Below are 25,369 nucleotides of genomic sequence, written 5' to 3'. Positions count from 1 at the left end.
CTCCTATAGCCGGTGCGGGGTTCGACCTGGTTCTGCCTTCGCCCTCAGCGGGCGCGCAACTGGTCGAGTACGTCGAAGAGTTCGTCGTCGGTTGCCGAGGCGAGGTCGGGCCGGTCGGTGCCGTCCCGGCCGTCGTCGCCCCAGCGGGCGAGGAGGTCCTTCAGCCGGTGGGTGATCGCCGTCCGGGCGTGGTCGTCGTCGGTGTAGGGCGTCAGGAACTGCTCCAGTCGGTCGAGTTCGGCGAGCGCCGGGCCCACCGCCGTGGTCTCTCCGGTGTCGAACTCGGCGCAGAGGTGGTCGGCCAGCACCTCCGCGGTGGGGTAGTCGAAGACCAGGGTGCTCGGCAGCTGGAGGCCGGTGGCGTCCTGCAGCCGCTCCTGGAGTTCGAGGTTGGCGAGCGAGTCGAAGCCCAGGTCGACGAAGCCCTGGCCCGGGTCGATCGACTCGGGCGTGGACTCGGCCAGCACGATCGCCGCGTGGGTGCGCACCAGGTCGAGCAGGGCGCGTCGGCGGTCGGACTCCGGCATCGCCCGCAGGCGCTGCGCGAAGCCGGTCGTCCCGTCCTGCTCCTGGTCCGGCCCCGGCACGGGCGCCGACGCCACCGCCGTGGGCACCGGCGCCGTGGCCGACTCCCGCAGCAGCGAGGGAACTTGTCCCTGGTCGGCCCGGCCCCGCAGTACCGCGAGGTCCAGCCGAACGGGGACGAGCACCGACTCATTGATCATGATACGGGCGGTGTCGAAGAGATCAAGAGCCTCCGCCGTCGAAAGCGCACCGACGCCGTCCCGGGCCAACCGGCCGATGCTGAGCGGATCCAGACTTTCCGTCAGCTTGCTGCGCTCCGCCCACAGCCCCCAGGCCAGCGAGAGACCGGGCAGGCCCTCGGCACGGCGCCGCTGCGCGAACGCGTCGAGGAAGGCGTTGGCGGCCGCGTAGTTGGCCTGTCCGGCGGTGCCGAAGGTGCCCGAGGCGGAGGAGAACAGCACGAAGGCGTCGAGCGCGGAGTCCCGGGTCAGCTCGTGCAGGTGCCAGGCCGCGTCGACCTTCGGGCGCAGGACGGCGGCGAGCCGCTCGGGCGTGAGCGCGGCCAGCAGGCCGTCGTCGGCCACGCCGGCGGCGTGGACGACGGCCCGCAGCGGGTGGGCCGAGGGGATCGACCGCAGCAGGGCGGCCAGGGCCTCCCGGTCGGCGGTGTCGCAGGCGGCCACGGTGATCTCGGCCCCCTGCTCGGTCAGTTCGGCCACCAGCTCGGCCACGCCGGGCGTCCGCTCGCCCCGGCGCCCCGCCAGGAGGAGGTGCCGGGCGCCGCGCTCGACCAGGTGCCGGGCGACCAGGCCGCCCAGGGTGCCGGTGCCGCCGGTGACCAGGACGGTGCCGTCCGGGTCGAAGGCGGCGTCGCCACCGGTGGCCGGCTCGGCCTCCACCAGCCGTGGCGCCAGCAGGCCGGACCCGCGCAGCGCCAGTTGGGGCTCGTCGGAGGCGAGTGCCACGGCCAGGTCGGCCGCGGTGGGCGTCGCCACGTCGAGGTCCAGCAGGCCGAAGCGCCGGGGGTGTTCGGACTGGGCGGACCGCAGCAGTCCCCAGACGGCCGCCGCCGCGAGGTCGGGGGCGGGGTCGTCGGCTCCGGTGGACTGGGCACGGCTCGTCACCACGACCAGCCGCGCGGCGGCGAACCGCGGCTCGGCCAGCCAGGACCGGACCAGCCGGAGCGCGTCCGCGGTGGCGGTGTGGACGGCGGTCGGCACGTCGCCGCCGGTCGGAGCGATGGGGGCGAGGACCACGTTCGGCACGGGGGTACCGGCGGCGGCCAGCGCGGCGAGGTCGGGGTGGCGCTCCGGCGAGGCGTCCGGCAGCCCGGTGCCCACGACCGCCGTCCGCACGGTGGCGGGGTGCGGGGCCGGCGGCACCGGCGCCCAGCGGACGCGCCACAGCGAGCCGGAACCGCCGGCGGCCCCGGGCAGCCGGCGGGACCGCAGGCTCGCCACCGTGGCCACCGGCACGCCCGCCGGGTCTGCGGCCTCGACGGTCACCGCGTCCGGGCCGGCCGGGGCGAGCCGCACCCGCAGGGCCGTGGCGCCGGCCGCGCGGACCGAGACACCGTGCCAGGCGAACGGCACCGGCGTCGGCGCGTCCGCCTGCTCCGCGCCGGCCGCGTAGGCCTGCAGGGCGGCGTCCAGCAGCGCCGGGTGGAGGCCGTAGCGACGGGCATCGGCCCGGTCCGCCTCCGCCAGCGCCACCTCGGCGAACACCTCCTCGCCGCGCCGCCAGAGCGCGCGCAGTCCGCGGAAGGCGGGGCCGTACTCGATACCGAGGGCGGCGAAGCGGTCGTAGCAGCCGTCCAGGCCGACCGGCTCGGCGCCGGCCGGCGGCCAGACGACCAGGTCGGAGGAGGCCGTCGGCGCCTCGGGCGTCAGCGTGCCGGTGGCGTGCCTGGTCCAGACGGCGTGCTCGGGAGCGGCCGGGCGCGAGGACAGCTCCACCGCGCGGTGACCGGAACCGTCCGGGGCACCCACGGCCAGCCGGATCCGGACGCCGGCATCCGCGGCGGCCCCGGGCGCCGGAAGCTCCAGCGGCGCGTGCAGGGTCAGCTCGCCCAGGTCGGGGCAGCCCGTCCGCACGCCGGCCTCGCGGACCAGCTCGACCACGGCGGTGCCGGGCAGCAGCACGCGGCCCTGAACCGCGTGGTCGGCGAGCCAGGGCAGCTCGCGCGGGGAGAGCCGGCCGGTGAACAGCAGCCCGCCGCCATCCGGTAGTTCGATCAGGGCCTGGAGCATCGGGTGGCCCGTGGCCGTGAGACCGGCGGCGGTCACGTCGGGGTCGGCCGGCCCGTCCTCCAGCCAGTAACGCCGGCGCTGGAAGGCGTAGGTCGGCAGGTCCACCGGGCGGAGCCCGGCGACCGGGAACGCCGCCGCGAAGCGGACCGCCGCGCCGTGGACGTGCAGCTCGGCCAGCGCGGGGAGGAACCCGTCCGCGGCGGCGACCACCTGGACGTCCGGCCCGACCGTGGCGGTGATCCGTTCGGCCCGGTCGGTGCCGAGGACGACGAAGCGGCTGTGGCCGCGCTCCAGCAGCGTGCGCAGCGAGGCGTCCACGGCCTCGGTGAGCAGCGGGATCCGGCTCTCCGTCAGGGCGCCCGCCTCGCCGGACACCGCCGCGCGCGCACCCTCCACCAGGGACAGCGCCCCCGCGACGCAGGCGCCGGCGACCGCGCCGGAGCCCGGTGCCACCACGGCGGCCGGATCCACCCCGTGCTCCGCCCAGAGCCCGGCGAGGGCGACCAGCACCGCCCACGCCACCGCCCGGCCGACCTCGGGACGCGCCGGATCGGGCGCGCCCGCCGCGCCGCGCAGCACGTCCGTCGCGGACCAGCCGGCGACCTCGCGCAACGCGGCGTCGCACTCGGCGAGCCGCGCGGCGAACAGCGGCGTGGTGTCGAGCAGCCGCACCATCCGGTCGGGACGCTCCGGCGGCGAGTCCGGCAGCACGAACACCACCGGGCCGTCGTCCCGGGCGACGCCCGTGACCAGGCCGGGCCGGGACTCGCCCGCGGCCAGCGCCGCCAGGCCGGCCCGCAGGTCGCCGAGGTCCGCGCCCAGCAGCACGGCACGGTGCTCGAAGGCCGCCCGGTGGCGCGCCAGCGCCGCACCGACCTCGGCCGCGGTCTGCCCGGGATGCGCGGCCAGGTGGTCCAGCAGCCGCGTGGCCTGCGCGCGCAGCGCGGCTCCGGTCCGGCCGGAGAGCACCCACGGCACGGCCGCCCCGCCGGCGGGCCGCGGCCCGGCTTCCTCCCCCGGGAGGTCGGCGGCGGTCTCCTCGGCGGCCTCCTCCAGGATGAGGTGCGCATTGGTCCCGCTGACCCCGAAGGACGACACCCCGGCCCGGCGCGGCCGCCCCGTGGCCGGCCACTGCCGGGCCCCGGTCAGCGGCGCCACCGCGCCCGCCGACCAGTCCACGTGCGGATTGGGCTCGTCGAGGTGGAGCGTGCGCGGCAGCACGCCCTGCCGGATCGCCATCACCATCTTGATCACGCCGGCCACACCCGCCGCCGCCTGGGCGTGGCCGATGTTGGACTTCACCGAGCCGAGGTACAGCGGCTCCCCGCCGGACCGGTCCCGGCCGTAGGTGGCGAGCAGGGCCTGCGCCTCGATCGGGTCGCCGAGCGTCGTCCCGGTGCCGTGCGCCTCCACCGCGTCCACCTCGCGCGCGGCCAGCCCGGCGCGCTCCAGCGCCTGCCGGATCACCCGCTGCTGGGCGGGCCCGCTCGGCGCCGTCAGCCCGCTGCTGGCGCCGTCCTGGTTGACCGCGCTGCCCCGGATCACCGCGAGCACCCGGCGCCCGTTGCGCCGGGCGTCCGAGAGGCGCTCCAGCAGCAGCATCCCGACGCCCTCGCCGAGGCCCGTCCCGTCGGCACCGGCCGCGAAGGCCTTGCACCGCGCGTCGGTGGCCAGGCCGCGCTGCCGGCTGAACTCGACCAGGGCCATCGGCGAGGCCATCACGGTCACCCCGCCGGCCAGCGCCAGCGTGCAGTCGCCGTTCCGCAGCGCCTGCGCGGCCTGGTGCAGCGCGACCAGCGAGGACGAGCACGCCGTGTCCAGCGTGACGGCCGGGCCCTCCAGACCGAAGGCGTACGCGACCCGGCCGGAGGCGACGCTGCCGGTGCTGCCGTTGCCGACGTAGCCCTCGAACTCGCCCGGCACCCGGTGCAGCCGCGAGGCGTAGTCCTGGTAGATCACCCCGGCGAAGACGCCGGTCCGGGTGCCGCGCACCGACGCCGGGTCGATCCCGGCCCGCTCGAAGGCCTCCCAGGCCGTTTCGAGCAGCAGCCGCTGCTGCGGGTCGGTGGCCAGCGCCTCCCGGGCGCTCATGCCGAAGAACGCCGGGTCGAACTCGGCGGCGTCGTAAAGGAATCCGCCCTCACGGACGTACACCGAGCCGTGCCGGGCCGGGTCCGGGTCGTAGAGGTCCTCGCGCCAGCCGCGGTCGGTCGGGAGCGGGGAGATCACGTCCCGCTCCTCGGCCACCAGCCGCCAGAGGTCCTCGGGGGAGGTGACCCCGCCGGGGTAGCGGCACGCCATGCCGACGATCGCGATCGGCTCGCGGGCCCCCTCCTCGACCTCCTGCAGCCGCCGGCGCGTCCGGCGCAGGTCGATGGTCAGCCGCTTGAGGGTGTCGAGGACCTTCTCGTCGCTCGTCATTGCGCTGTGCGCCTCTCTGTTCAACGCGGGCTCCGACGACGGGGCCGGGTGGGCAGGTTCACGGGTTCCGCAGTTCGCCGTCGACGATGTCGAGGAGCTCGTCGAGCGTGGCGTCCCCGAACTCGTCCTCGTCGTCCGCGGGTTCGGCCGGCGCCGCGGCACTGCCGGCGCCGGTCGCGTCCAGCTGGGCGACCAGGCCGCGCAGCCGGGCGGCGAGCCGCTCGCGCCGCGGATCCCCGGCGGCGAGGTCGCGCAGACCGGCCTCCAGGCTGTCGAGGTCCAGCAGCTCCGGCTCCTCGGCCGGCCGCGCCAGCTGCCGCAGCAGCTCGCCGAGGTGCTCGGCGACGGCGACCGGCGTCGGGTGGTCGAAGACCAGCGTCGCCGGCAGCCGCAGGCCGGTGGCCGCGTTCAGCCGGTTGCGCAGTTCGACCGCGCGCAGCGAGTCGAACCCGGACTCCAGGAAGCCGCGCCCGCTGCCGACGTCCTGCGGCGAGGCGTGGCCCAGCACAGCGGCCACCTGAGCCCGCACCAACTCCACCAGGGCGTGGGACTGTTCGGCGGCCGAGAGCCCGGCGAGCGACAGTGCGGCCCCGGCCTCGGCCGGCGCGTCGGCCTGCGCCGCGCGTCGGGGTGCCGCGCCGAGCAGGGCGCGCAGCAGCGGGGACCGCCCCGCCGGCTCGCCGCCGCGCAGCGCGGGCAGGTCCAGCCGGACCGGCAGTACCAGCGGCCGCTCCTGGGCGAGGGCCGCGTCGAACAGCGCCAGACCCTCCGCGGTGGACATCGGCAGCACCCCGGAACGCTTCATCCGGGCCCGGTCCGCCTCGCTCAGGCCACCGGTCATCCCGCTGACCGCGGACCACAGCCCCCACGCCATCGACACCCCGGGCAGACCCAGCGCACGGCGGTGCGCGGCCAGGGCGTCCAGGTAGGCGTTGGCGGCGGCGTAGTTGGCCTGGCCCGCATTGCCCAGCAGCCCACCTGCCGCCGAGAACAGCACGAACAGCGCCGGCTTGGCGTCCCGGGTCAGCTCGTGCAGGTTCCACGCGGCGTCCGCCTTCGGCCGCAGGACGGCGGCCAGCCGCTCGGGCGTGATCGCGGCGAGCGTGCCGTCGTCCAGCACTCCGGCCGCGTGCACCACGCCGGTCAGCGGGTGCTCGGCGGGGACGGCCGCGAGTACCGCGGCCAGGGCCTCCCGGTCGGCGGCGTCGCACGCGGCGACCGTCACCTCGGCGCCCGACTCGGCCAGCGAGCGGACCAGTTCGTCGGCCCCGCGGGCCTGGCGGCCCTGCCGGCTGAGCAGCATCAGGTGTCGGACACCGTGCGTCTCGACCAGGTGCCGGGCGACCAGCGCGCCCAGCGTCCCCGTCCCGCCCGTGATCAGCACCGTGCCCTCGGGGTCCGGCGCGGGGGCGACGGACGGGCCGTCGGCGGGCCGCAGCCGCGCCAGCCGCGGCACGAACACCCGGCCGGCCCGGACCGCGTACTGCGGCTCGGCCCCGTCCAGCAGGAGCGACAGCGTGGCCGAGGCCTCGGCCAGGGCGCAGTCGAGGTCCACCAGGACCAGCCGGTCCGGGTGCTCGGCCTGCGCGGAGCGCACCGCGCCCCACACGGCGGCCGCGGCCAGATCGGGCGAGCCGGCCGCATCGTCGGCGTCGACGGCCCCGCGGGTCACCAGCACCAGGCGGGAGGCGGCGAACCGGTCGTCGGCCGTCCAGACCTGCAGCAGCGACAGCGCCCGCTCCACCGACTGCCGGGCGGCGTCCGCCGACACGGTGTCCGCGTCGGGCTCCGGCATCCACGGGACCACCACGGCCTCGGGCACCGGCGCCCCGGCGCCGACCGCGTCGGCGAGGGCAGCGAGGTGGGGGTACGACGCTCCGGCGATTCCCGCGAGCGCGGCCGGGCCGCCGAGCACGGCGGTACGGACGGCACGGGCGGCGGGGAGGCCGGACAGCTCGGTCCAGGCCACCTCGAAGAGCGAGTCGGCGGCGGCGCGCTGGACGGCCGAGCCGAGCTGCGCCCGGGCGAGCGGCCGGACGGCGAGCGACTCGACCGTGGCCACCGGCAGGCCGGTCTGGTCGGCCACCACCAGCGACATCTCGTCCGGCCCGGTCGGCGTGAGCCGGACCCGCAGCGCGCCGGCGCCGGTGGCGTGCAGGGCGACGCCGGTCCACGCGAACGGCAGCCGCACCCGCTCCGCGCCGTCGACCAGCGTGGTGTGCAGGGCCGCGTCCAGCAGCGCGGGGTGAAGGCCGAACCGGCCGGCGTCGGCGAACTGCTCCTGCGGCAGCCGGACCTCGCCGTAGACCTCCTCGCCGAGGCGCCACGCGGCACGGAGCCCGCGGAACGCCGGGCCGTACCCGAGCCCGTCCTCGGCCAGCCGCTCGTAGAGGCCGTCGAGGGGGACCGGCACGGCGCCGGCCGGCGGCCAGGCGGCACCGGTGGCCCATCCGGCGGCGGGCCCGGCCGGGGCGGCGGTGCCGGACGCGTGGCAGGTCCAGGCGGTGGTGGCCTCGGCGTTGTCGGGGGCGGAGTGGATGGTGAGGGGCCGACGGCCGGCGCCGTCCGACGCACCGACGCGCACGTGCACCCGGACCGCCTGCTGATCGGGCAGCACGAGGGGCACCTGGAGGGTCAGCTCCTCCAGACGGTCGCAGCCGAGCCGGCTGCCGGCGTGCAGGGCGAGCTCGACGAGCGAGGTGCCGGAGGCGAGGACGGTGTCCCACACGGCGTGGTCGGCCAGCCAGGGGTGGGTGGCGACGGAGAGCCGGCCGGTGAGGATCACGCCCTCGTCCTCGGGCAGCGGGACGGCGGCGGCGAGCATCGGGTGCTCGCCGGAGTCGAGTCCGGCGGTGCGCGGGTTGGCGGCTGCGGGCGGGGTGAGCCAGAAGCGCTCGCGTTGGAAGGGGTAGGTGGGGAGGTCGGGGTGGGGGGGGGGGTGGAGGGGGGGGGTCCAGTGGAGGGGGGGGCCGTGGTTGTGGAGGTGGGTGGCGGAGGTGAGGAGGCGGGTCCAGGTGCCTTCGTTGCGGCGGAGGGTGCCGGTGACGACGGTGTGGGGGGTGTCGAGGGTTTCTTCGATGGCGGGGGTGAGGACGGGGTGGGGGCTGGTTTCGATGTAGGTGGTGTGGCCGTCGGTGTGGGCGGCGTGGGTGGCGTCGGTGAAGCGGACGGTCTGGCGGAGGTTGGTGTACCAGTAGTCGGCATCCAGCTGGGTGGTGTCGATGAGGGTGCCGGTGACCGTGGAGTAGAAGGGGATGGTGGCTGTCTTGGGCGTGATGCCGGCGAGTTGGGTGGCCAGGTCGGCCCGGATGGCTTCGACGTGGGGGCTGTGGGAGGCGTAGTCGACGTCGATGCGGCGGGCGCGGATGTCGTGCTGTTCGCAGTGGGTGAGGAGTTCGTCGAGGGCGTCGCGGTCGCCGGCGATGACGGTGGTGGTGGGGCCGTTGTGGGCGGCGACGGTCAGGCGTCCGTCCCAGCGGGTGAGGAGTTCGGCCGTGTTGTCGTGGCTGAGGGGGAGGGAGGCCATGCCGCCGTGGCCGCTGATGGCGAGGATGGCTTGGCTGCGCAGGGCGGCGATGCGGGCGCCGTCTTCCAACGAGAGGGCGCCGGCGATGGTGGCGGCGGCGATTTCGCCTTGGGAGTGGCCGATGACGGCGGCGGGTTCGATGCCGAGGGAGCGCCAGAGTTCGGCGAGGGAGACCATGACGGCGAAGAGTGCGGGTTGGATGACGTCGACGCGGGTGAGGTCGTCGTTGCCGCGCAGGACGTCGGTGAGGGACCAGTCGACGTACGGCGCGAGTGCGGCTTCGCACTGGGTGATCCAGTGGGCGAAGACGGTGGAGGTGTCGAGGAGTTCGGCGCCCATGCCGATCCATTGGGAGCCCTGGCCGGGGAAGACGAACACCGGACGGTCGTGGGTGCCGTGGCCGGTGGGGGCGGTGCCGTCGGCGAGGGCGGTGAGGGAGGTGAGGAGTTCGTCGTGGTTGTGGCCGAGGGCGACGGCGCGGTGGTCGAGGGCGGCGCGTCCGGTGAGGAGGGTGTGGCCGACGGCGCGCAGGTCGGTGTCGGGGTGGTCCTGGAGGAAGGTGGCGAGTTGGGCGGCCTGGGCGCGCAGGGCGCGTTCGTCGCGGGCGGAGAGCACCCACGGCACCACCGCCGAGGGGGAGTTGACCTCGTTCGTTTCCTTCTGGGGCTCCTGCGGAGCCTCCTCCAGGATCACATGGGCGTTCGTCCCGCTGATCCCGAAGGCCGACACGCCCGCCCGGCGCGGACGCCCGTCCGCCTCCGGCCACTCCTGTGCCTCGGTGAGCACCGAGACCGCGCCGGACGCCCAGTCCACGTGCGTGGTCGGCTCGTCGACGTGGAGCGTGCGCGGGAGAACCCCGTGCCGGAGTGCGAGCACCATCTTGATGACCCCGGCGACGCCGGCCGCTGCCTGGGTGTGGCCGATGTTGGACTTCAACGACCCGAGCCGGAGCGGCCGTTCGGCCGGCCTCTCCTGCCCGTAGGTGGCCAGCAGCGCCTGCGCCTCGATGGGGTCCCCGAGCCGGGTGCCCGTGCCGTGCGCCTCGACCGCGTCCACGTCCGCGGCCGCCACCCGGGCGTCCGCCAGCGCCGCCCGGATCACCCGCTGCTGCGAGGGCCCGTTCGGCGCGGCGAGCCCGTTGCTGGCGCCGTCCTGGTTGATCGCCGAGCCGCGCACCACCGCGAGGACCGGGTGTCCGTTGCGCTGCGCGTCGGACAGGCGCTCCAGCAGCACCACTCCGGCGCCCTCGGCGAGGCCGAAGCCGTCCGCGGAGTCGGAGAACGCCTTGCAGCGGCCGCTCTGGGAGAGCGCCCCCATCCGGCTGAAGCCGATGAAGGAGTCCGGGGTCGGCATCACGACCGCGCCGCCCGCGATCGCCATCGAGCACTCGCCGTTGCGCAGGGCCTGGCCAGCCAGGTGCAGGGCCACCAGGGACGAGGAGCACGCCGTGTCGACGGTGATCGCCGGGCCCTCCAGGCCGAAGGCGTAGGCCAGTCGGCCAGAGATGACGCTGGTGACGCTGCCGGTGATGACGTAGTCCTCGATGGCCGACGGAGCCTCGGCCGAGCTGACGCCGTAGCCGTGCTGCATCGCGCCGACGAAGGCGCCGGTGCGGCTGCCGCGGAGCGTGGTGAGGTCGATGCCGGCGCGTTCGAAGGCCTCCCAGGAGGTCTCCAGCAGCAGCCGCTGCTGCGGGTCCATCGCCAGGGCCTCGCGCGGGCTGATCCCGAAGAACGCGGGGTCGAACCGGTCGACGTCCTGGAGGAACCCGCCCTGCTGGCCGGAGACCGCGTCCAGGTCCCAGCCGCGGTCGGTGGGCATACCGGAGACCACGTCGCCGTCCGTGACGAGCAACTGCCAGAGCGCCTCGGGGGTCGTGATGCCGCCCGGGAACCGGCAGGCCATACCGACGATCGCGATCGCCTCGTCGTCCGCGGCGCCGACCGACCCGGTCGGAGCGGCCGGGACGGCCTCCTCGACCGCACCCAGATCGAGCACCTCACGCCGCAGCTGGGCGGCGATCGCGGCCGGTGTCGGGTAGTCGAAGACCAGCGTCGCCGGCAGGCGCAGGCCCGTTGCGGCCGCCAGCCGGTTGCGCAGCTCGACCGCGGTCAGGGACTCGAACCCGAGCTCCTTGAAGGCTCGTTCGGGACGGACGGCTTCCGGGTCGCGCCGCCCCAGCACGGCGACGGCGTGGGTGGTGACCAGGTCCACGAGCACCCGGAGCTGCTCCGGCTCGGACAGGTCGGCCAGGGAACGGCGGAGTTCCGAGCCGGAGCCCGAGGTGTCGGCTTCCGCCTCGGCGGAGGACGCCAACACTGCCCGCGCCTCGGGAAGTTCGGCAAGCAACGGGCTCGGGCGCAGCGCGGTGAACAGGGGGACGAAGCGCTCCCAGTCGATCTCGGCCACCGCGACGAAGGTGTCGTCGTGGTCGAGCGCCTGCTGCAGGGCGGCGATCGCCGCCTCGGGACGCATCAGCGGCAGGCCCTGCCCACGCACGCGCTGACGGGTCCGCTCGACGTCCAGGTCGCCGAGGTTCCTCCAGGTGTTGACGGCGTCCTCCCAGACGCCCCAGGCCACCGACACCATCGGCAGACCGGCCGCACGGCCCTGTTCGGCCAGCGCGTCGAGCGCCGCGTTGGCGGCCGCATAGGCGGCGTGGTCCCCGCTGCCCCAGAAGCCGGCGATCGAGGAGAAGAGCACGAAGGCGTCCAGCGCCTCCGGGTCGAGCAGGTCGGCGAGGTGCCGGGCACCGTCCACCTTGGCGGCCAGCACCTTGTCGAAGCTCTCCAGCCCGGTGTCGGCCACGGACGTCAGCTCGATGAACGCGGCCGTGTGCAGGACCGCCCGCACCGTGTGGCCGTCCGCCCGCAGTTCCTCGAGCAGCGCGGACACCGCCTCGCGGTCCGCAATGTCGCACGCGGCCAGGGTGACGGCCACGCCCTGAGCCGTCAGCTCGGCCGCCAGTTCCGTCGCGCCCGCCGCGTTCGGGCCGGATCGGCTGGCCAGGACGAGGTGATCGGCGCCGTTGTCGGCCAGCCAGCGCGCGAGCCGCGGGCCGAGGCTCCCGGTACCGCCGGTGACCAGCACCGTGCCGCGCGGGCGCCATCGCCGGACCGGCCTGGCGTCCCCGAGCGGAGCGTGGACCATCCGCCGGGCGAACAGTCCGGCCGGACGCACCGCGATCTGGTCCTCGTCGGACGTCGCCGCCAGCACCCGGAGCAGCTGGCCGAGCGAGCGCTCGTCGGGCTGCTCCGGCAGGTCGACCAGGCCGCCCCAGAGCTGCGACTGCTCCAGAGCGACGACCCGGCCGAGGCCCCACAGCTGGGCCTGCACCGGATCGGCCGGAGCGTCGGACGGCCCCGTGGACACGGCGCCGTGGGTGGCGCACCAGAGCGGCGCCCGTACGCCGAGGTCGGCCAGCGCCTGGACGAGCGCAAGCGTCAGTGCGACGCCGACCGTCACCGTCCGCTTCTCGCGGTACCGGCTGTCGGCCAGGCCGAGGAACGACAGCACGCCGGCGTGGTCGGACGCGCAGTCGGCGAGCAGTTCGCTCAGTCGCCCGGCCAGGACCTCACGGTCCGCATCCCCGTCGGCCACCTCCAGCAGAACGCTCCGCGCACCGCGCACCCCGAGCACGCGGGTGGCCTCGGCGACCCACGCCGCCTCGGCGTGGCCGGCCGGAACGACGACCAGCCAGGTGCCGATGAGTGCGGACACGGCGTGCCCGGCGACCGGCTTCCAGGCGATCCGGTACCGCCAGTCGTCCACCGCGGAACGGTCGAGGCTCTGCCGGTGCCAGGAGGAGAGAGCGGGCAACAGGGCGGTCAGCGACCGGCGCTGCTCCTCGTCCTCGACCTCCAGCGTCGCGGCCAGAGCGGCGACGTCCTGCTCCGCGACGGCCTCCCAGAAGCCTGCGTCCACCGCCGTGCCCTCGGCCGGGCCCGAACCGACCGGGGCGGCGTCCTCGATCCACAGGTGCTGGTGCTGGAAGGGGTAGGTGGGGAGGTCGGGGTGGGGGGCGGGGTGGAGGAAGGGGGTCCAGTTGAGGGGGTGGCCGTGGTTGTGGAGGTGGGTGGCGGAGGTGAGGAGGCGGGTCCAGGTGCCTTCGTTGCGGCGGAGGGTGCCGGTGACGACGGTGTGGGGGGTGTCGAGGGTTTCCTCGATGGCGGGGGTGAGGACGGGGTGAGGGCTGGTTTCGATGTAGGTGGTGTGGCCGTCGGTGTGGGCGGCGTGGGTGGCGTCGGTGAAGCGGACGGTCTGGCGGAGGTTGGTGTACCAGTAGTCGGCATCCAACTGGGTGGTGTCGATCGGGGTGCCGGTGACCGTGGAGTAGAAGGGGATGGTGGCTGTCTTCGGCGCGATGCCGGCGAGTTGGGTGGCCAGGTCGGCCCGGATGGCTTCGACGTGGGGGCTGTGGGAGGCGTAGTCGACGTCGATGCGGCGGGCGCGGATGTCGTGCTGTTCGCAGTGGGTGAGGAGTTCGTCGAGGGCGTCGCGGTCGCCGGCGACGACGGTGGAGGTGGGGCCGTTGTGGGCGGCGACGGTCAGGCGCCCGTCCCACTGCTGGAGGAGTTCGGCCGCGTCCTGCTGGGCCAGCGGAAGGGAGGCCATGCCGCCGTGGCCGCTGATGGCGAGGATGGCTTGGCTGCGCAGGGCGGCGATGCGGGCGCCGTCTTCCAACGAGAGGGCGCCGGCGATGGTGGCGGCGGCGATTTCGCCTTGGGAGTGGCCGATGACGGCGGCGGGTTCGATGCCGAGGGAGCGCCAGAGTTCGGCGAGGGAGACCATGACGGCGAAGAGGGCGGGTTGGATGACGTCGACGCGGGTGAGGTCGTCGTTGCCGCGCAGGACGTCGGTGAGGGACCAGTCGACGTGGGGGGCGAGTGCTGCTTCGCACTTGGTGATCCAGTGGGCGAAGACGGTGGAGGTGTCGAGGAGTTCGGCGCCCATGCCGATCCATTGGGAGCCCTGGCCGGGGAAGACGAACACCGGTCGGTCGTGGGTGCCGTGGCCGGTGGGGGCGGTGCCGTCGGCGAGGGCGGTGAGGGAGGTGAGGAGTTCGTCGTGGTTGTGGCCGAGGGCGACGGCGCGGTGGTCGAGGGCGGCGCGTCCGGTGAGGAGGGTGTGGCCGACGGCGCGCAGGTCGGTGTCGGGGTGGTCCTGGAGGAAGGTGGCGAGTTGGGCGGCCTGGGCGCGCACGGCGCGTTCGTCGCGGGCGGAGAGCACCCACGGCACCACCGTGGAGGGGGAGTTGACCTCGGTCGTCTCCTTCTGGGGCTCCTGCGGAGCCTCTTCCAGGATCACATGGGCGTTCGTCCCGCTGATCCCGAACGAGGAGACGGCGGCTCGCCGGGCGCGTTCACCGGCCGGCCATTCCTTCGCCTCGGTGAGCAGTGACACGGCCCCGGCCGACCAGTCGACGTGCGTGGTCGGTTCGTCGACGTGGAGCGTGCGGGGCAGAACCCCGTTGCGCATCGCCATGACCATCTTGATCACGCCGCCCACCCCGGCCGCCGCCTGGGCGTGCCCGATGTTCGACTTCAACGACCCCAGCCAGAGCGGCCGTTCCGCCGGCCGGTCCTGCCCGTAGGTGGCCAGCAGCGCTTGCGCCTCGATCGGGTCCCCGAGCCGGGTGCCCGTCCCGTGCGCCTCGACCGCGTCGACCTCCGCGGCCGTCAGCCGGGCGTTCTTCAAGGCGTCCCGGATCGCCCGCTGTTGGGCCGGACCGTTCGGCGCGGAGAAGCCGCTGCTGCTCCCGTCCTGGTTGATCGCCGAGCCGCGCACCACCGCCAGCACCCGGTGTCCGTTGCGCTGCGCGTCGGACAGGCGCTCCACCAGCAGGATGCCGACGCCCTCCGCCCAGCCGGTGCCGTCCGCGGCGGCGGCGAAGGCCCGGCAGCGGCCGTCCGGAGAGAGCGCGCGCTGGCGGCTGAACTCGACGAACCCGCCCGGTCCGGTCATCACGGTGACGCCGCCGACGAGCGCCATCGAGCACTCGCCGTTCCGCAGCGCCTGTGCTGCCAGGTGCAGGGCGACCAGCGACGAGGAGCACGCCGTGTCGACCGTGACGGCCGGGCCCTCCAGGCCCAGGGTGTAGGCCACCCGGCCCGACACCACGCTGCCGAGGCTGCCCGTCATCAGGTAGCCCTCGAGGTCCTCGGGCGCCTGGCGCAGCCGCGCGGCGTAGTCCTGGTGCATCACGCCGGCGAAGACGCCGGTCCGGGTGCCGCGCACCGACGCCGGGTCGATGCCGGCCTGCTCGAAGGCCTCCCAGGAGGTCTCCAGCAGCAGCCGCTGCTGCGGGTGCATGGCCATGGCCTCGCGCGGGCTGATCCCGAAGAAGTCCGGGTCGAACAGCGGTGCCTCGTGCAGGAACCCGCCGGCCCGGGTGTAGGTCTTGCCGGCCGCCTCCGGGTCGGGGTCGTACAGCGCCTCGACGTCCCAGCCGCGGTCCTCCGGGAAGGCGGAGATCGCGTCCCGGCCGTCCGCGACCAACTGCCAGAGGTCGTCGGGGGACTTGACACCTCCGGGGTACCGGCAGGCCATGCCGACGATGGCGATCGGCTCGGAGGCCGCGGCGGTCAGCTTGCGGTTCTGCTGCCGCAGCGTCTCGGCCTCCTTGAGGGAGGCCCGCAGCGCCTTGACGACTTCTTCACTGGTGGTCATCGAGAACTCCGAAACTCCGAGCCGTTGAGACGTGGTGCGTAGTGGTCACTTGTCACCGAGGGCGACCCGGACGAGGCTCTCCAGGTCCATCGTGTCGAGCGCGCTTCCGTGCTCCTCCTCGTCGTCGTCCACCGCGGCGGATCCGTCGGCGGAGTCGGCGAGTTGGAGCAGCGTGCGGACCAGCCCGGCCTCCCGGAAGCGGTCGAGCGGGATCGCCGCCAGGGCCCGGCGGAACTCGTCCTCGCCGACCTCCGCGGGGTCCGGCTCCGCGGCCGCCTCCTCCGGCGGGAAGGCCGCGGCCTCCAGGTGCCGGGCGACGGCCGCCGGGGTCGGGTGGTCGAAGATCAGCGTGGCGGTCAGCCGGAGCCCGGCCTCCGCTCCGAGCCGGTTGCGCAGTTCGAGAGCGGTGAGCGAGTCGAGGCCGAGGTCGAGGAAGCCGCGGTCCGGTTCGACCCGGTCCGGCGAGGCGTAGCCCAGGACGGCGGCGACATGGGCACGGACCAGGTCGAGCACGGCGCGGGCCCGCTGCTCCGGCGACAGCCCGCCGAACCGCTCCCGGAACGACGTCGTCCCGGTGGCGACGGCCTCGCGGCGCCTGGGGGTGCGGATCAGGCCGCGGAGCAGCGGCGGCACCTCGGCCTGCGCGCGCAGAGCGGCGGTGTCCAGCCGGGCGGGCACCAGCACCGGCCGGTCCGTCCGCAGGGCGGCGTCGAACAGGGCCAGACCCTGGTCGGAGGGCATGGCCGCGAGGCCGGTACGGCTCAGCCGCACGAGGTCGGCCTCGGCGAGGTGCCGGGTCATCCCGCCGGCCTCCGCCCACAGGCCCCAGGCCAGGGACTGCGCGGGCAGGCCGGCAGCCCGGCGCCGCTGCGCGAGGGCGTCGAGGAAGGCGTTGGCAGCCGCGTAGCTCGACTGGCCGGACTGGCCGAGCACGCCGGCGGCCGAGGAGAACATCACGAAGGCCCGCAGCTCGCTCCCGCGCGTCAGCTCGTGGAGGTGCCAGGCCGCGTCGACCTTCGGCCGCAGCACAGCGGCGACGCGGTCCGGGGTCAGGGCGGTGATCACGCCGTCGTCCAGCACGCCGGCCGTGTGCACCACGCCGGCCAGCGGCTGCTCGGCGGGCACCGCGGCCAGGACGGCGGCGAGCGCGTCCCGGTCGGCGGCGTCGCAGGCCGCCACCGTCACCTGCGCGCCCGCGGCGGTGAGTTCGTCACGGAGTTCGGCCGCTCCGTCGGCGGCGAGCCCGTGCCGGCTGAGCAGCAGCAGGTGCCGCACGCCGTGCCGGGTGACCAGGTGGCGGGCGAACAGGCCGCCGAGCAGGCCGGTCCCGCCGGTCACCAGCACCGTGCCGGTCGGGCCGAACGGGCCCGCGGCCTCCGGCGCGTTCGGCGGGACGGTGGCCAGCCGGGCGGCGGACACCCGCCCGGCGCGCACGGCCAGTTGAGGTTCCGCGGAGGCGAGGGCCCGGACCAGCGCCGGATAGGAGTCGGGGTGCTCGTCGGTGTCGGCGAGGACGAAGCGGCCGGGGTTCTCCGACTGGGCGGACCGGAGCAGACCCCAGAGCGGGGCGTACACCAGGTCGGCGACGTCGTCCGCCGGGTCCGTCGCCACGGCGCCGCGGGTGAGCAGCACCAGACGGGAGGCGGCCAGCCGCTCCTCGGCCAGCCAGGCCTGGACGAGGCCGAGCGCGCCGGCGGCCGCCGCGTGGACGGCTGCCGCCGTCGGCTCGGCGCCGGGAAGGAACGGCACCACGACCGTCTCCGGCACCGGGGCACCGGCGGCGACGGCGGTGAGCAGGCCCGCGAGCTCGGCGAAACCCGGGCGATCTGCGGACGCGGCGTGTCCGGCGTGATCGGCGTCCAGCAGGAGCGGCGCGGCGGTTTCGGCGGCCGCGGGGGCGGCGGGCTGCACCGGCACCCACTCCACCTGGTGGAGCGAGTCGCGATGACCGTGGGCCGCGGCGCTGAACTGCTCGGCAGTGACCGGCCGCAGCGTCAGCGCACCGACCGAGACGACCGGGCGATCCCGTTCGTCGGTCGCCAGCAGCGAGACGGTGTCCGGGCCGGTCGGCGTCAGCCGGACCCGCAGCGATGTGGCGGAGACGGAATGGACGGTGACGTCGGACCAGGAGAACGGCAGGCGGACGCCGCTCGCGCCCTCCAACAGGCAGACGTGCAGGGCCGCGTCCAGCAGGGCGGGGTGCAGGCCGAAGCCGTCGCCGTGCCGCTCGGGCGGGAGGACGACCTCGGCGAGCAGTTCGTCGCCGCGCCGGCCGAAGGCGCGCAGCCCCTGGAACGCCGGGCCGTAGTCGAAGCCCGTGTCGGCCAGCCGGTCGTAGAGCGTACCGGCCGGCTCGAACGCCGCCGGCGGGGTCTGCCAGGCGGTCGGCGGCACCGCCGGGCCGTCGGCGGCCAGCACGCCGGTGGCGTGCCGGGTCCAGTCGTCGGTGTCCCGGGCCGAGTGGATCGTGAGGGGGCGCCGTCCGGTCGCGTCTGGGGCGCCGACACGGACCTGGAGACGGGTGGCGGGTCGCTCGGTGAGCGTCAGCGGGGCTTCGAGGGTGAGCTCTTCGAGGTGCTCGCAGTCGAGTCCGCGTCCGGCCTGGAGGGCGAGTTCGACGAGGGCAGTGCCAGGGAGGAGGGGGGTGCCGAAGACGGCGTGGTCGGTGAGCCAGGGGTGGGTGGTGAGGGAGATCCGGCCGGTGAGGATGACGTCGTCGCCGTCGGCGAGGGGGAGTAGTGCGGTGAGGAGGGGGTGGTTGGCGGGGGTGAGGCCGGCGGTGGTGACGTCGCCGGTCGGGGTGGGGGCGTCGAGCCAGAAGCGTTCGCGTTGGAAGGGGTAGGTGGGCAGGTCGAGGGGGTGGGGGGGGGGGGGTTGGTGGGCCAGGTGGGGGTGGCGCCGTGGACGTGGGCTTCGGCGAGGGAGGTGAGGAGGCGGCGGAGGCCGCCTTCGTCGCGGCGCAGGGAGCCGACGACGAGTGCCTGCCGGTCGGTGTCCTCGCTGATGTCCTGGACGGCCATGGTGAGGACGGGGTGGGGGCTGGTTTCGATGAAGGCGTGGTGGCCGTCGGTGAGGGCGGCATGGGTGGCGTCGGTGAAGCGGACGGTCTGGCGGAGGTTGGTGTACCAGTAGTCGGCGTCGAGTTGGGTGGTGTCGATCGGGGTGCCGGTGACCGTGGAGTAGAAGGGGATGGTGGCTGTCTTCGGCGTGATGCCGGCGAGCTTCTGTGCGAGCTGGGTTTGGATGGCTTCGACGTGGGGGCTGTGGGAGGCGTAGTCGACGTCGATGCGGCGGGCGCGGATGTCGTGCTGTTCGCAGTGGGTGAGGAGTTCGTCGAGGGCGTCGCGGTCGCCGGCGATGACGGTGGTGGTGGGGCCGTTGTGGGCGGCGATGGTCAGGCGTCCGTCCCAGCGGGTGAGGAGTTCGGCCGTGTCCTGCTGGGCCAGCGGAAGGGAGGCCATGCCGCCGTGGCCGCTGATGGCGAGGATGGCTTGGCTGCGCAGGGCCGCCACGCGGGCGCCGTCTTCCAACGAGAGGGCGCCGGCGATGGTGGCGGCGGCGATTTCGCCTTGGGAGTGGCCGATGACGGCGGCGGGTTCGATGCCGAGGGAGCGCCAGAGTTCGGCGAGGGAGACCATGACGGCGAAGAGTGCGGGTTGGATGACGTCGACGCGGGTGAGGTCGTCGTTGCCGCGCAGGACGTCGGTGAGTGACCAGTCGACGTGGGGGGCGAGTGCGGCTTCGCACTGGGTGATCCAGTGGGCGAAGACGGTAGAGGTGTCGAGGAGTTCGGCGCCCATGCCGATCCATTGGGAGCCCTGGCCGGGGAAGACGAACACCGGACGGTCGAAGGTGCCGTGGCCCTGGAGGAGGCCGGGGGCGGTGGTGCCGTCGGCGAGGGCCGTGAGGCCGCTCAGCAGTTCGGCACGGTTCTCGCCGATCACCACGGCCCGCTGCTCGAACACCGATCGGCCCGCCACCAAGGCCCCGGCCACCGCGGCCGGTTCCCATTCGGGGTGGGCCTCGACGGCCGCCCGCAACCGCCCGGCCTGCTCGCGCAGCGCCCGCTCGTCCCGCGCCGACAGCACCCACGGCACCACCGCTGGAACGGAGTTGGTCCTGGCCTCGTTGCCTTCCGGTGCTTCTTCCAGGATGACGTGCGCGTTGGTCCCGCTGATCCCGAACGAGGAGACGGCGGCTCGCCGGGCGCGTTCACCGGCCGGCCATTCCTTCGCCTCGGTGAGCAGTGACACGGCCCCGGCCGACCAGTCGACGTGCGGCGTCGGTTCGTCGACGTGGAGCGTGCGCGGCAGCACGCCGTTGCGCATCGCCATGACCATCTTGATCACGCCGCCCACCCCGGCCGCCGCCTGGGCGTGCCCGATGTTCGACTTCAACGACCCCAGCCAGAGCGGCCGTTCCGCCGGCCGCTCCTGCCCGTAGGTGGCCAGCAGCGCCTGCGCCTCGATCGGGTCGCCGAGCTTGGTGCCCGTGCCGTGCGCCTCGACCGCGTCCACGTCCGCCGCCGTCAGCCCGGCGTCGGCCAGCGCCGCCTCGACGACCCGCTGCTGCGAGGGCCCGTTGGGCGCGGAGAGTCCGTTGCTGGCGCCGTCCTGGTTGACCGCCGAGCCGCGCACGACGGCGAGCACCCGGTGCCCGTTGCGCTGGGCGTCCGAGAGCCGCTCCAGCAGCAGGACGCCCACGCCCTCCGCCCAGGCGGTCCCGTCCGCCGCGGTGGCGAAGGCCTTGCAGCGGCCGTCAGGGGCGAGGCCGCGCTGGCGGCTGAACTCCACGAACATGCCCGGCGCGGCCATCACGGCCGCCCCACCGGCGAGCGCCATCGAGCACTCGCCGTTCCGCAGCGCCTGCGCCGCCAGGTGCAGCGCGACGAGCGAGGACGAGCACGCCGTGTCGACCGTGATCGCCGGGCCCTCCAGCCCGTACACGTAGGACAGCCGGCCCGAGAGGACGCTCACCGTCGAACCGGTGAGCACGTGACCCTCGACGCCGCCGCCCGCCTCGTGCATGCGCGGGCCGTAGTCCTGCGTCATCGCGCCGACGTAGACACCGGTCCGGCTGCCGCGCACCGACGCCGGGTCGATACCGGCGCGTTCGAACGCCTCCCAGGAGGTCTCCAGCAGCAGCCGCTGCTGCGGGTCCATCGCCAGGGCCTCGCGCGGGCTGATCCCGAAGAACGCGGCGTCGAACCGGTCCGCGTCGCGCAGGAAGCCGCCCTCCCGGGCGTAGGTGTGGCCGCTCCGCTCCGGGTCGGGGTCGTACAGCGCCTCGACGTCCCAGCCGCGGTTGTCGGGGAACGGCGTGATCGCGTCCCGGCCGTCGGCGACGAGCTGCCACAGGTCCTCGGGGCTGCGGACCTCGCCGGGGAACCGGCAGGCCATCGCGACGATCGCGATCGGCTCGTCCGCGCCGGCCGACGCCGTGGACGCGGTGGGCGCCGTGGCCGCGAGGGACGTCGGGTCCTGGCCACCGGACAGCGCGGTGAGCAGGTACCGGCCCAGGGCCTCCGGCGTCGGGTGGTCGAAGAGCAGGGTCAGCGGCAGCCTCAGTCCGGTCGCCGCCGACAGCCGGTTGCGCAGCTCGACCGCCGTGGCGGAGTCGAACCCGAGGTCGCGGAAGGACCGGTCGCCGTGGGCTTCCACCGCCGTCCCGGGACCGCGCAGAGCGGCGATCTCGGCACGCACCAACTCGCCGACCCAACGGCGCTGTTCGGCGTCCGACCGGCCGGCGTCCGACCGAGCGGTGGCCGGCAGGGCGGCGCGGAACGGGTAGGTCGGCAGCGGAACCCGCCGTGCGCCGGAGCCGGCGAGGACGGCGGACCAGTCCACCGCCGTGCCGCGGACGTGCAGTTCGGCCATCGAGGCGAGCAGCCGGTCGGCCCCGCCCTGGTCGCGGCGGAGCGTGCCGACCACGGCGGCGTCGTCCGCCAGTCCGGTGTCCTCCAGGGTCTCCTGGAGGCCTCCGAGCAGTCCGGGGTGCGGGGCGACCTCCAGGAAGGTCCGGTGTCCGTCGGCCAGCAACGCGCGGGTGGCGTCCTCGAACCGGATCTCGTTGGTGATGTTCTCCACCCAGTACGCCCCGTCCAGCCCGGCCGTGTCGAGCAGGCCGCCGGTGAGCGAGGAGTAGAACGGGACGGCGGAGGTGTGCGGGCGGATGCCGGCGAGCTCGGAGAGCAGGCGCGCGCGGTCCAGGCGCAGGCCGGGCGAATGCGCGGCGAGCCCGTTGCTCAGCTTCTTCGCCGTGACGCCGTCGGCCGTCAGCTCGGCGAGGAGGGCGTCCACGGCGGCTCGGTCGCCGGAGAACAGGACGGACTGCGCGCCGTTGGTCCCGGCGACGTCCACCCGGCCGAGCTGCGGGTCGGCGGTCCGGCGGGCGAGCCGAGCCGCCAGCTGCTCGCGCGGGAGCAGGGCGGAGGCCAGGTCACCCTGACCGGCTGCGCCGGCCTGGGCCTGGCTCCACCGCGCCACCACCAGGGCGGCGTCGTCCAGGGTGAGCGCGCCCGCGACGTGGGCGGCGGCGATCTCGCCGAGGCTGGCGCCGACCACGGCGGCCGGCTCCACGCCGCAGGCGCGCCAGAGTGCGGCGAGCGAGACCATCACGGCGAACAGGACGGGCTGGACGACGTCCACCGGGACCAGGGCCGGGGCGCCCGGCGTTCCACGCAGCACGTCGGTCAGTGACCAGGGGACGTACGGTTCGAGCGCGTCCGCACACGCCTCCAGGTGCTCCCGGAACACCTCCGAGGACTCCAGCAGGTCGAGTGCCATGCCTGGCCACTGGGTGCCCTGGCCGGGGAAGACGAAGACCGCGCCGGTGGCGGCGCCCGCCGTTCCGGCCCCGGTGGCGGCCGTGCCGCGGACCAGCAGCGGGCCGAACTCGCCCTCGGTGAGGGCGCGCAGGCCGCGCAGCGCGTCCTCGCGGCCGTCGGCGACCAGGACGGCGCGCTGCTCGAACGCCGTCCTGGTCGTGGTCAGGGAGAGGCCGGCGTCGGTGATCCGGAGCTCGGGGTCGACCACGAGGCGCTCCTGGAGTGCCCGTGCCGTGGCGCGCAGGGCGGCGTCACTGCGGGCAGAGAGCACCAGCGGAGTGAATGGGGTGGCCAGCGGCCGCGGGGGAGCGGGCGCCGCCTCCGTGGGCTGGGCGTCGGCGGGCTGGGCGTCGGAGGACTGTGCCTCCGTGGCCTGGCCGGCGCGGTCCTCAGCGGCCACGGTCTGTTCGGCGACGGCCTGCTCGGCGACGGCCTCCGCGGGAAGGGCGCCGATCAGGGCGAGCGGGTCGCCGCCCGGCGCCGGGGCGGCGTCGGTGACGACGCCCATGATCCGGTCCCCGGCGCGTCGTGCCTCCGGCAGCCGCCGGAGCACCGCCAGGACGGTGCTGCCGTCGCCGGCGAGGGCGAGGTCGCACTCACCGCGCCGCAGGCTGGCCGCCGCCAGCGCGACGGCCGCCCGGGCGGCGGACGCCGAGGGCTCGACCACCGTCTGCGGGCCGCGCAGGTCCAGGACGGTGGCGAGGCGCTCCGCGGCGCGGTCCCCGGCCGACGTGGTGAGGAAGACGCCGGCCCGGCTCCCGCGCAGCGCGGCGGGGACGATCCCGGCGTCCTCCAGGGCGGCCCACCCGAGTTCCAGCGCGGCCCAGTCGGCCGGGCGGAACCCGGCGGCGCGTTCGGCCGGGACGCCGAAGAAGGCGGCGCCGCCGTCGGGGCCGTCGTGCCCCCGGGTGTCGGCGGCGGGTCCGGACGGCGGGCAGGACAGTCCGACGACGGCGACGGGGCCGTCCTCACACCTCGTCTGGTCCACGGCGTACTCGGCTTTCCTCTTCGTCTCGGCGCCTGCCCGGTCCGCCGGGGCAGGTGATGGCGCGTGCGGTGTGGTCGCCGCGAACTGCGGCCGGGTGTCCGGTGATCGGGCCGACCCGCGAACCGACCGGTGCGCGGTCGGCCGGGCGGCGACGTCCGGCGCGGTGGGCAGCCCGGGGCGGGGTGCGTCCCGGGTGCGTCGGTAGCGGTGCCTTCCCCTCCTCCGGCGGGCCGTCCGCGCCTTCGCGGCGGCTGCGTCCCGCCGTGCCCGGCGTGGTGGCGACCGCCTCGTGTTGATCTACGTACTCATCGAGCAGCACCCTGCCAGGGGCTTCTTGGTGGCGTCTTGGCGGTGACTTGGAGGGGACTTGGATCCGACTTGGAGCCTTCTTGGAGCGGCTTCGGACAACCGTCCCGACCTGCGAGGACGCGGACACGACAAAGAGTTGCCAAAGGTCTTGACTGGCATATCCATGTCAATCCAGCAAACCGAAACGGCCCGGTCGGCGGACGGGCGCGGGGCCCGCCGCCGACCGGGCCGTCCGCGGGGAACTTGCCGGGGTGACGCGTCGTCCGGCACCCCGCGCAGGGGTGCCGGACGGTGGTTCAGGCGGAACCGGCGAGGCGTTCGCCGCGCAGGATCGTGGCGAACAGCTCCTGCAACTCGCGGCCGGGGTCCACGCCGTACTCCTCCGCCAGTGTCCGGCGCGTCCGGTGGTAGGCGTCGATCGCCTCGGCCCGGCGGCCGGACCGGTAGAGCGCCTTCATCAACAGCCAGCTGAACCGTTCCCGGGCGGGGAACCGCATGGCGAGTGCGGGGAGTTCGGCGGCGATCATCGAGAAGTCGCGCTCCTCGGCCAACGCGGCCTCCCAGAGGCTCTCCAGCGCCAGGAGTCTCAACTCCTCGAAGCGCGAGGCCGCCTGCGCGCCCATCGCGTAGTCGCTCACTTCGGGGTAGGCGGACCCGCGCCACAGTGCCAGCGCCCGCTCCAGGGTCCGGCGCGCGTTCTGGTGCAGCCCGGCCTGGAGCTGCCGCCGGCCCTCGTGCAGCAGCCGCTCGAAGCGGAACGCGTCGATGCTGTCGTCGTCCACCGTCAGCACGTAACCGGTGGGCTCCCGCCGCAGGACCGTGTCCCGGCTGCGCGGCGGCCGGTTCGGCTCCAGCAGGCGCCGGAGGTTCGACACGTAGCTGTGCAGGTTCGCCATGACGTCGTTCGGTGGGTTCCGCGGCCAGACGGCCTCGGTGAGCTGTTCCGCCGTCATCGGCTGGCCGGGCGTCAGAAGGAGGGCGGTCAATACCGCCCGCTGGCGCGCCGACCCCGGATTCACTGGCCTTCCGTTGGCCTGAACCCCTAACGGGCCAAGAACACTGAAAATCACTGCGTGCCCCTCCGCCACAAGTCACCCCGAGTACCGCAGAAACGTCGTCGACCACCTGTCGGCAAGATCCTGATGCCGGGGGAGATCCCATGGAGCCGCACACGTTCTCGGACTGTCGGTGACAGAGTACTTGTAAATCCTCCCGAACTCAGGTCTGGATTCCTCGCGCTCGGGTTTGGTATGGCACGCCCGCATACCGGCTCGCCGCCGCCCGTCGAGGGACTTCCCCGGCGCCGCGGCCGCTCGCGCTACCGCTCCTGAGCTGCGACGACAACCCCCCGAGCGGCGGTTCCGGGCGTGACTCGGCCTCATCCGCCGAAAGCCGCGGGCATTTGAAGCCTGGACATCCGGCGCCCCGGTCCCGCCCGTACGTCCTCCTGTGCTGCGCCCCGACGGGAGGCCGACCGGCGCCGCGGCGGCAACCCGATTCCGGGCGTGCCGGGCAGCACTCGGATTGCGCCTCCCGGAGTCGTATTTGGCCGAATTCCTCTGGTGCGTCCCGCCGAGCGGCGGGCACCGCGGCGGCGTGTTCGGCGGTGTCCGGATCCCGTCGCCGCAGTGACCTGGAAGGGATGTCCGCGGCGGCTCCCAAACCCGTCGGCATGGTGATTTCGGCAACTCCGGCCGCTCCCTCGGAGGCTGACGGGAACCGCTCGACAGCCTCCCCGGACCGGCGCCCACCGGTCCCGCGGAGAGCTCCCGATGCTGTCAACGGGTAACTGCGGCGTGACAGTTGGTGTCCCCTGCCGGCAGGTCGAACCACCCCGGCGCGGAGAAGGCCGCCGG

Annotated in this window: 4 protein-coding genes and 2 pseudogenes; all 6 read right to left on the bottom strand. The window is 75.0% G+C overall.

The annotated features are described in order from the left end of the window. Positions 1-44 precede the first annotated feature (44 nt). Positions 45-5,219 (bottom strand): SDR family NAD(P)-dependent oxidoreductase, encoded by a 5,175-nt coding sequence (locus MCM47_RS29635; protein ID WP_374209228.1) that lies wholly within the window; start codon positions 5,217-5,219, stop codon positions 45-47. Between the two features lie 34 nt (positions 5,220-5,253). Further along, on the bottom strand, positions 5,254-15,360 hold the full coding sequence (locus MCM47_RS29630) for a type I polyketide synthase (protein ID WP_374209232.1): 10,107 nt from the start codon (positions 15,358-15,360) through the stop codon (positions 5,254-5,256). Positions 15,361-15,435: 75 nt separating this feature from the next. After that, on the bottom strand, positions 15,436-17,808 hold the full coding sequence (locus MCM47_RS29625; protein WP_374209231.1) for a type I polyketide synthase: 2,373 nt from the start codon (positions 17,806-17,808) through the stop codon (positions 15,436-15,438). 99 nt (positions 17,809-17,907) lie between these two features. Beyond that, positions 17,908-18,099: pseudogene (locus MCM47_RS44165) on the bottom strand (hypothetical protein); the annotation flags it as partial. A gap of 242 nt (positions 18,100-18,341) precedes the next feature. Further along, positions 18,342-23,204 (bottom strand): annotated as a pseudogene (locus MCM47_RS29620) (acyltransferase domain-containing protein); the annotation flags it as partial. A 605-nt stretch (positions 23,205-23,809) separates the two neighbouring features. Then, the gene (locus tag MCM47_RS29615; RefSeq protein WP_308222506.1) at positions 23,810-24,532 is read right to left on the bottom strand and encodes an AfsR/SARP family transcriptional regulator; all 723 of its coding nucleotides are present in this window, start codon (positions 24,530-24,532) and stop codon (positions 23,810-23,812) included. Between the last annotated feature and the right edge of the window lie 837 nt (positions 24,533-25,369).

The organism is Kitasatospora sp. A2-31 (genome assembly GCF_022288725.1).
Lineage (GTDB): Bacteria > Actinomycetota > Actinomycetes > Streptomycetales > Streptomycetaceae > Kitasatospora.
This window is presented reverse-complemented; position numbering and strand designations above follow the sequence as displayed.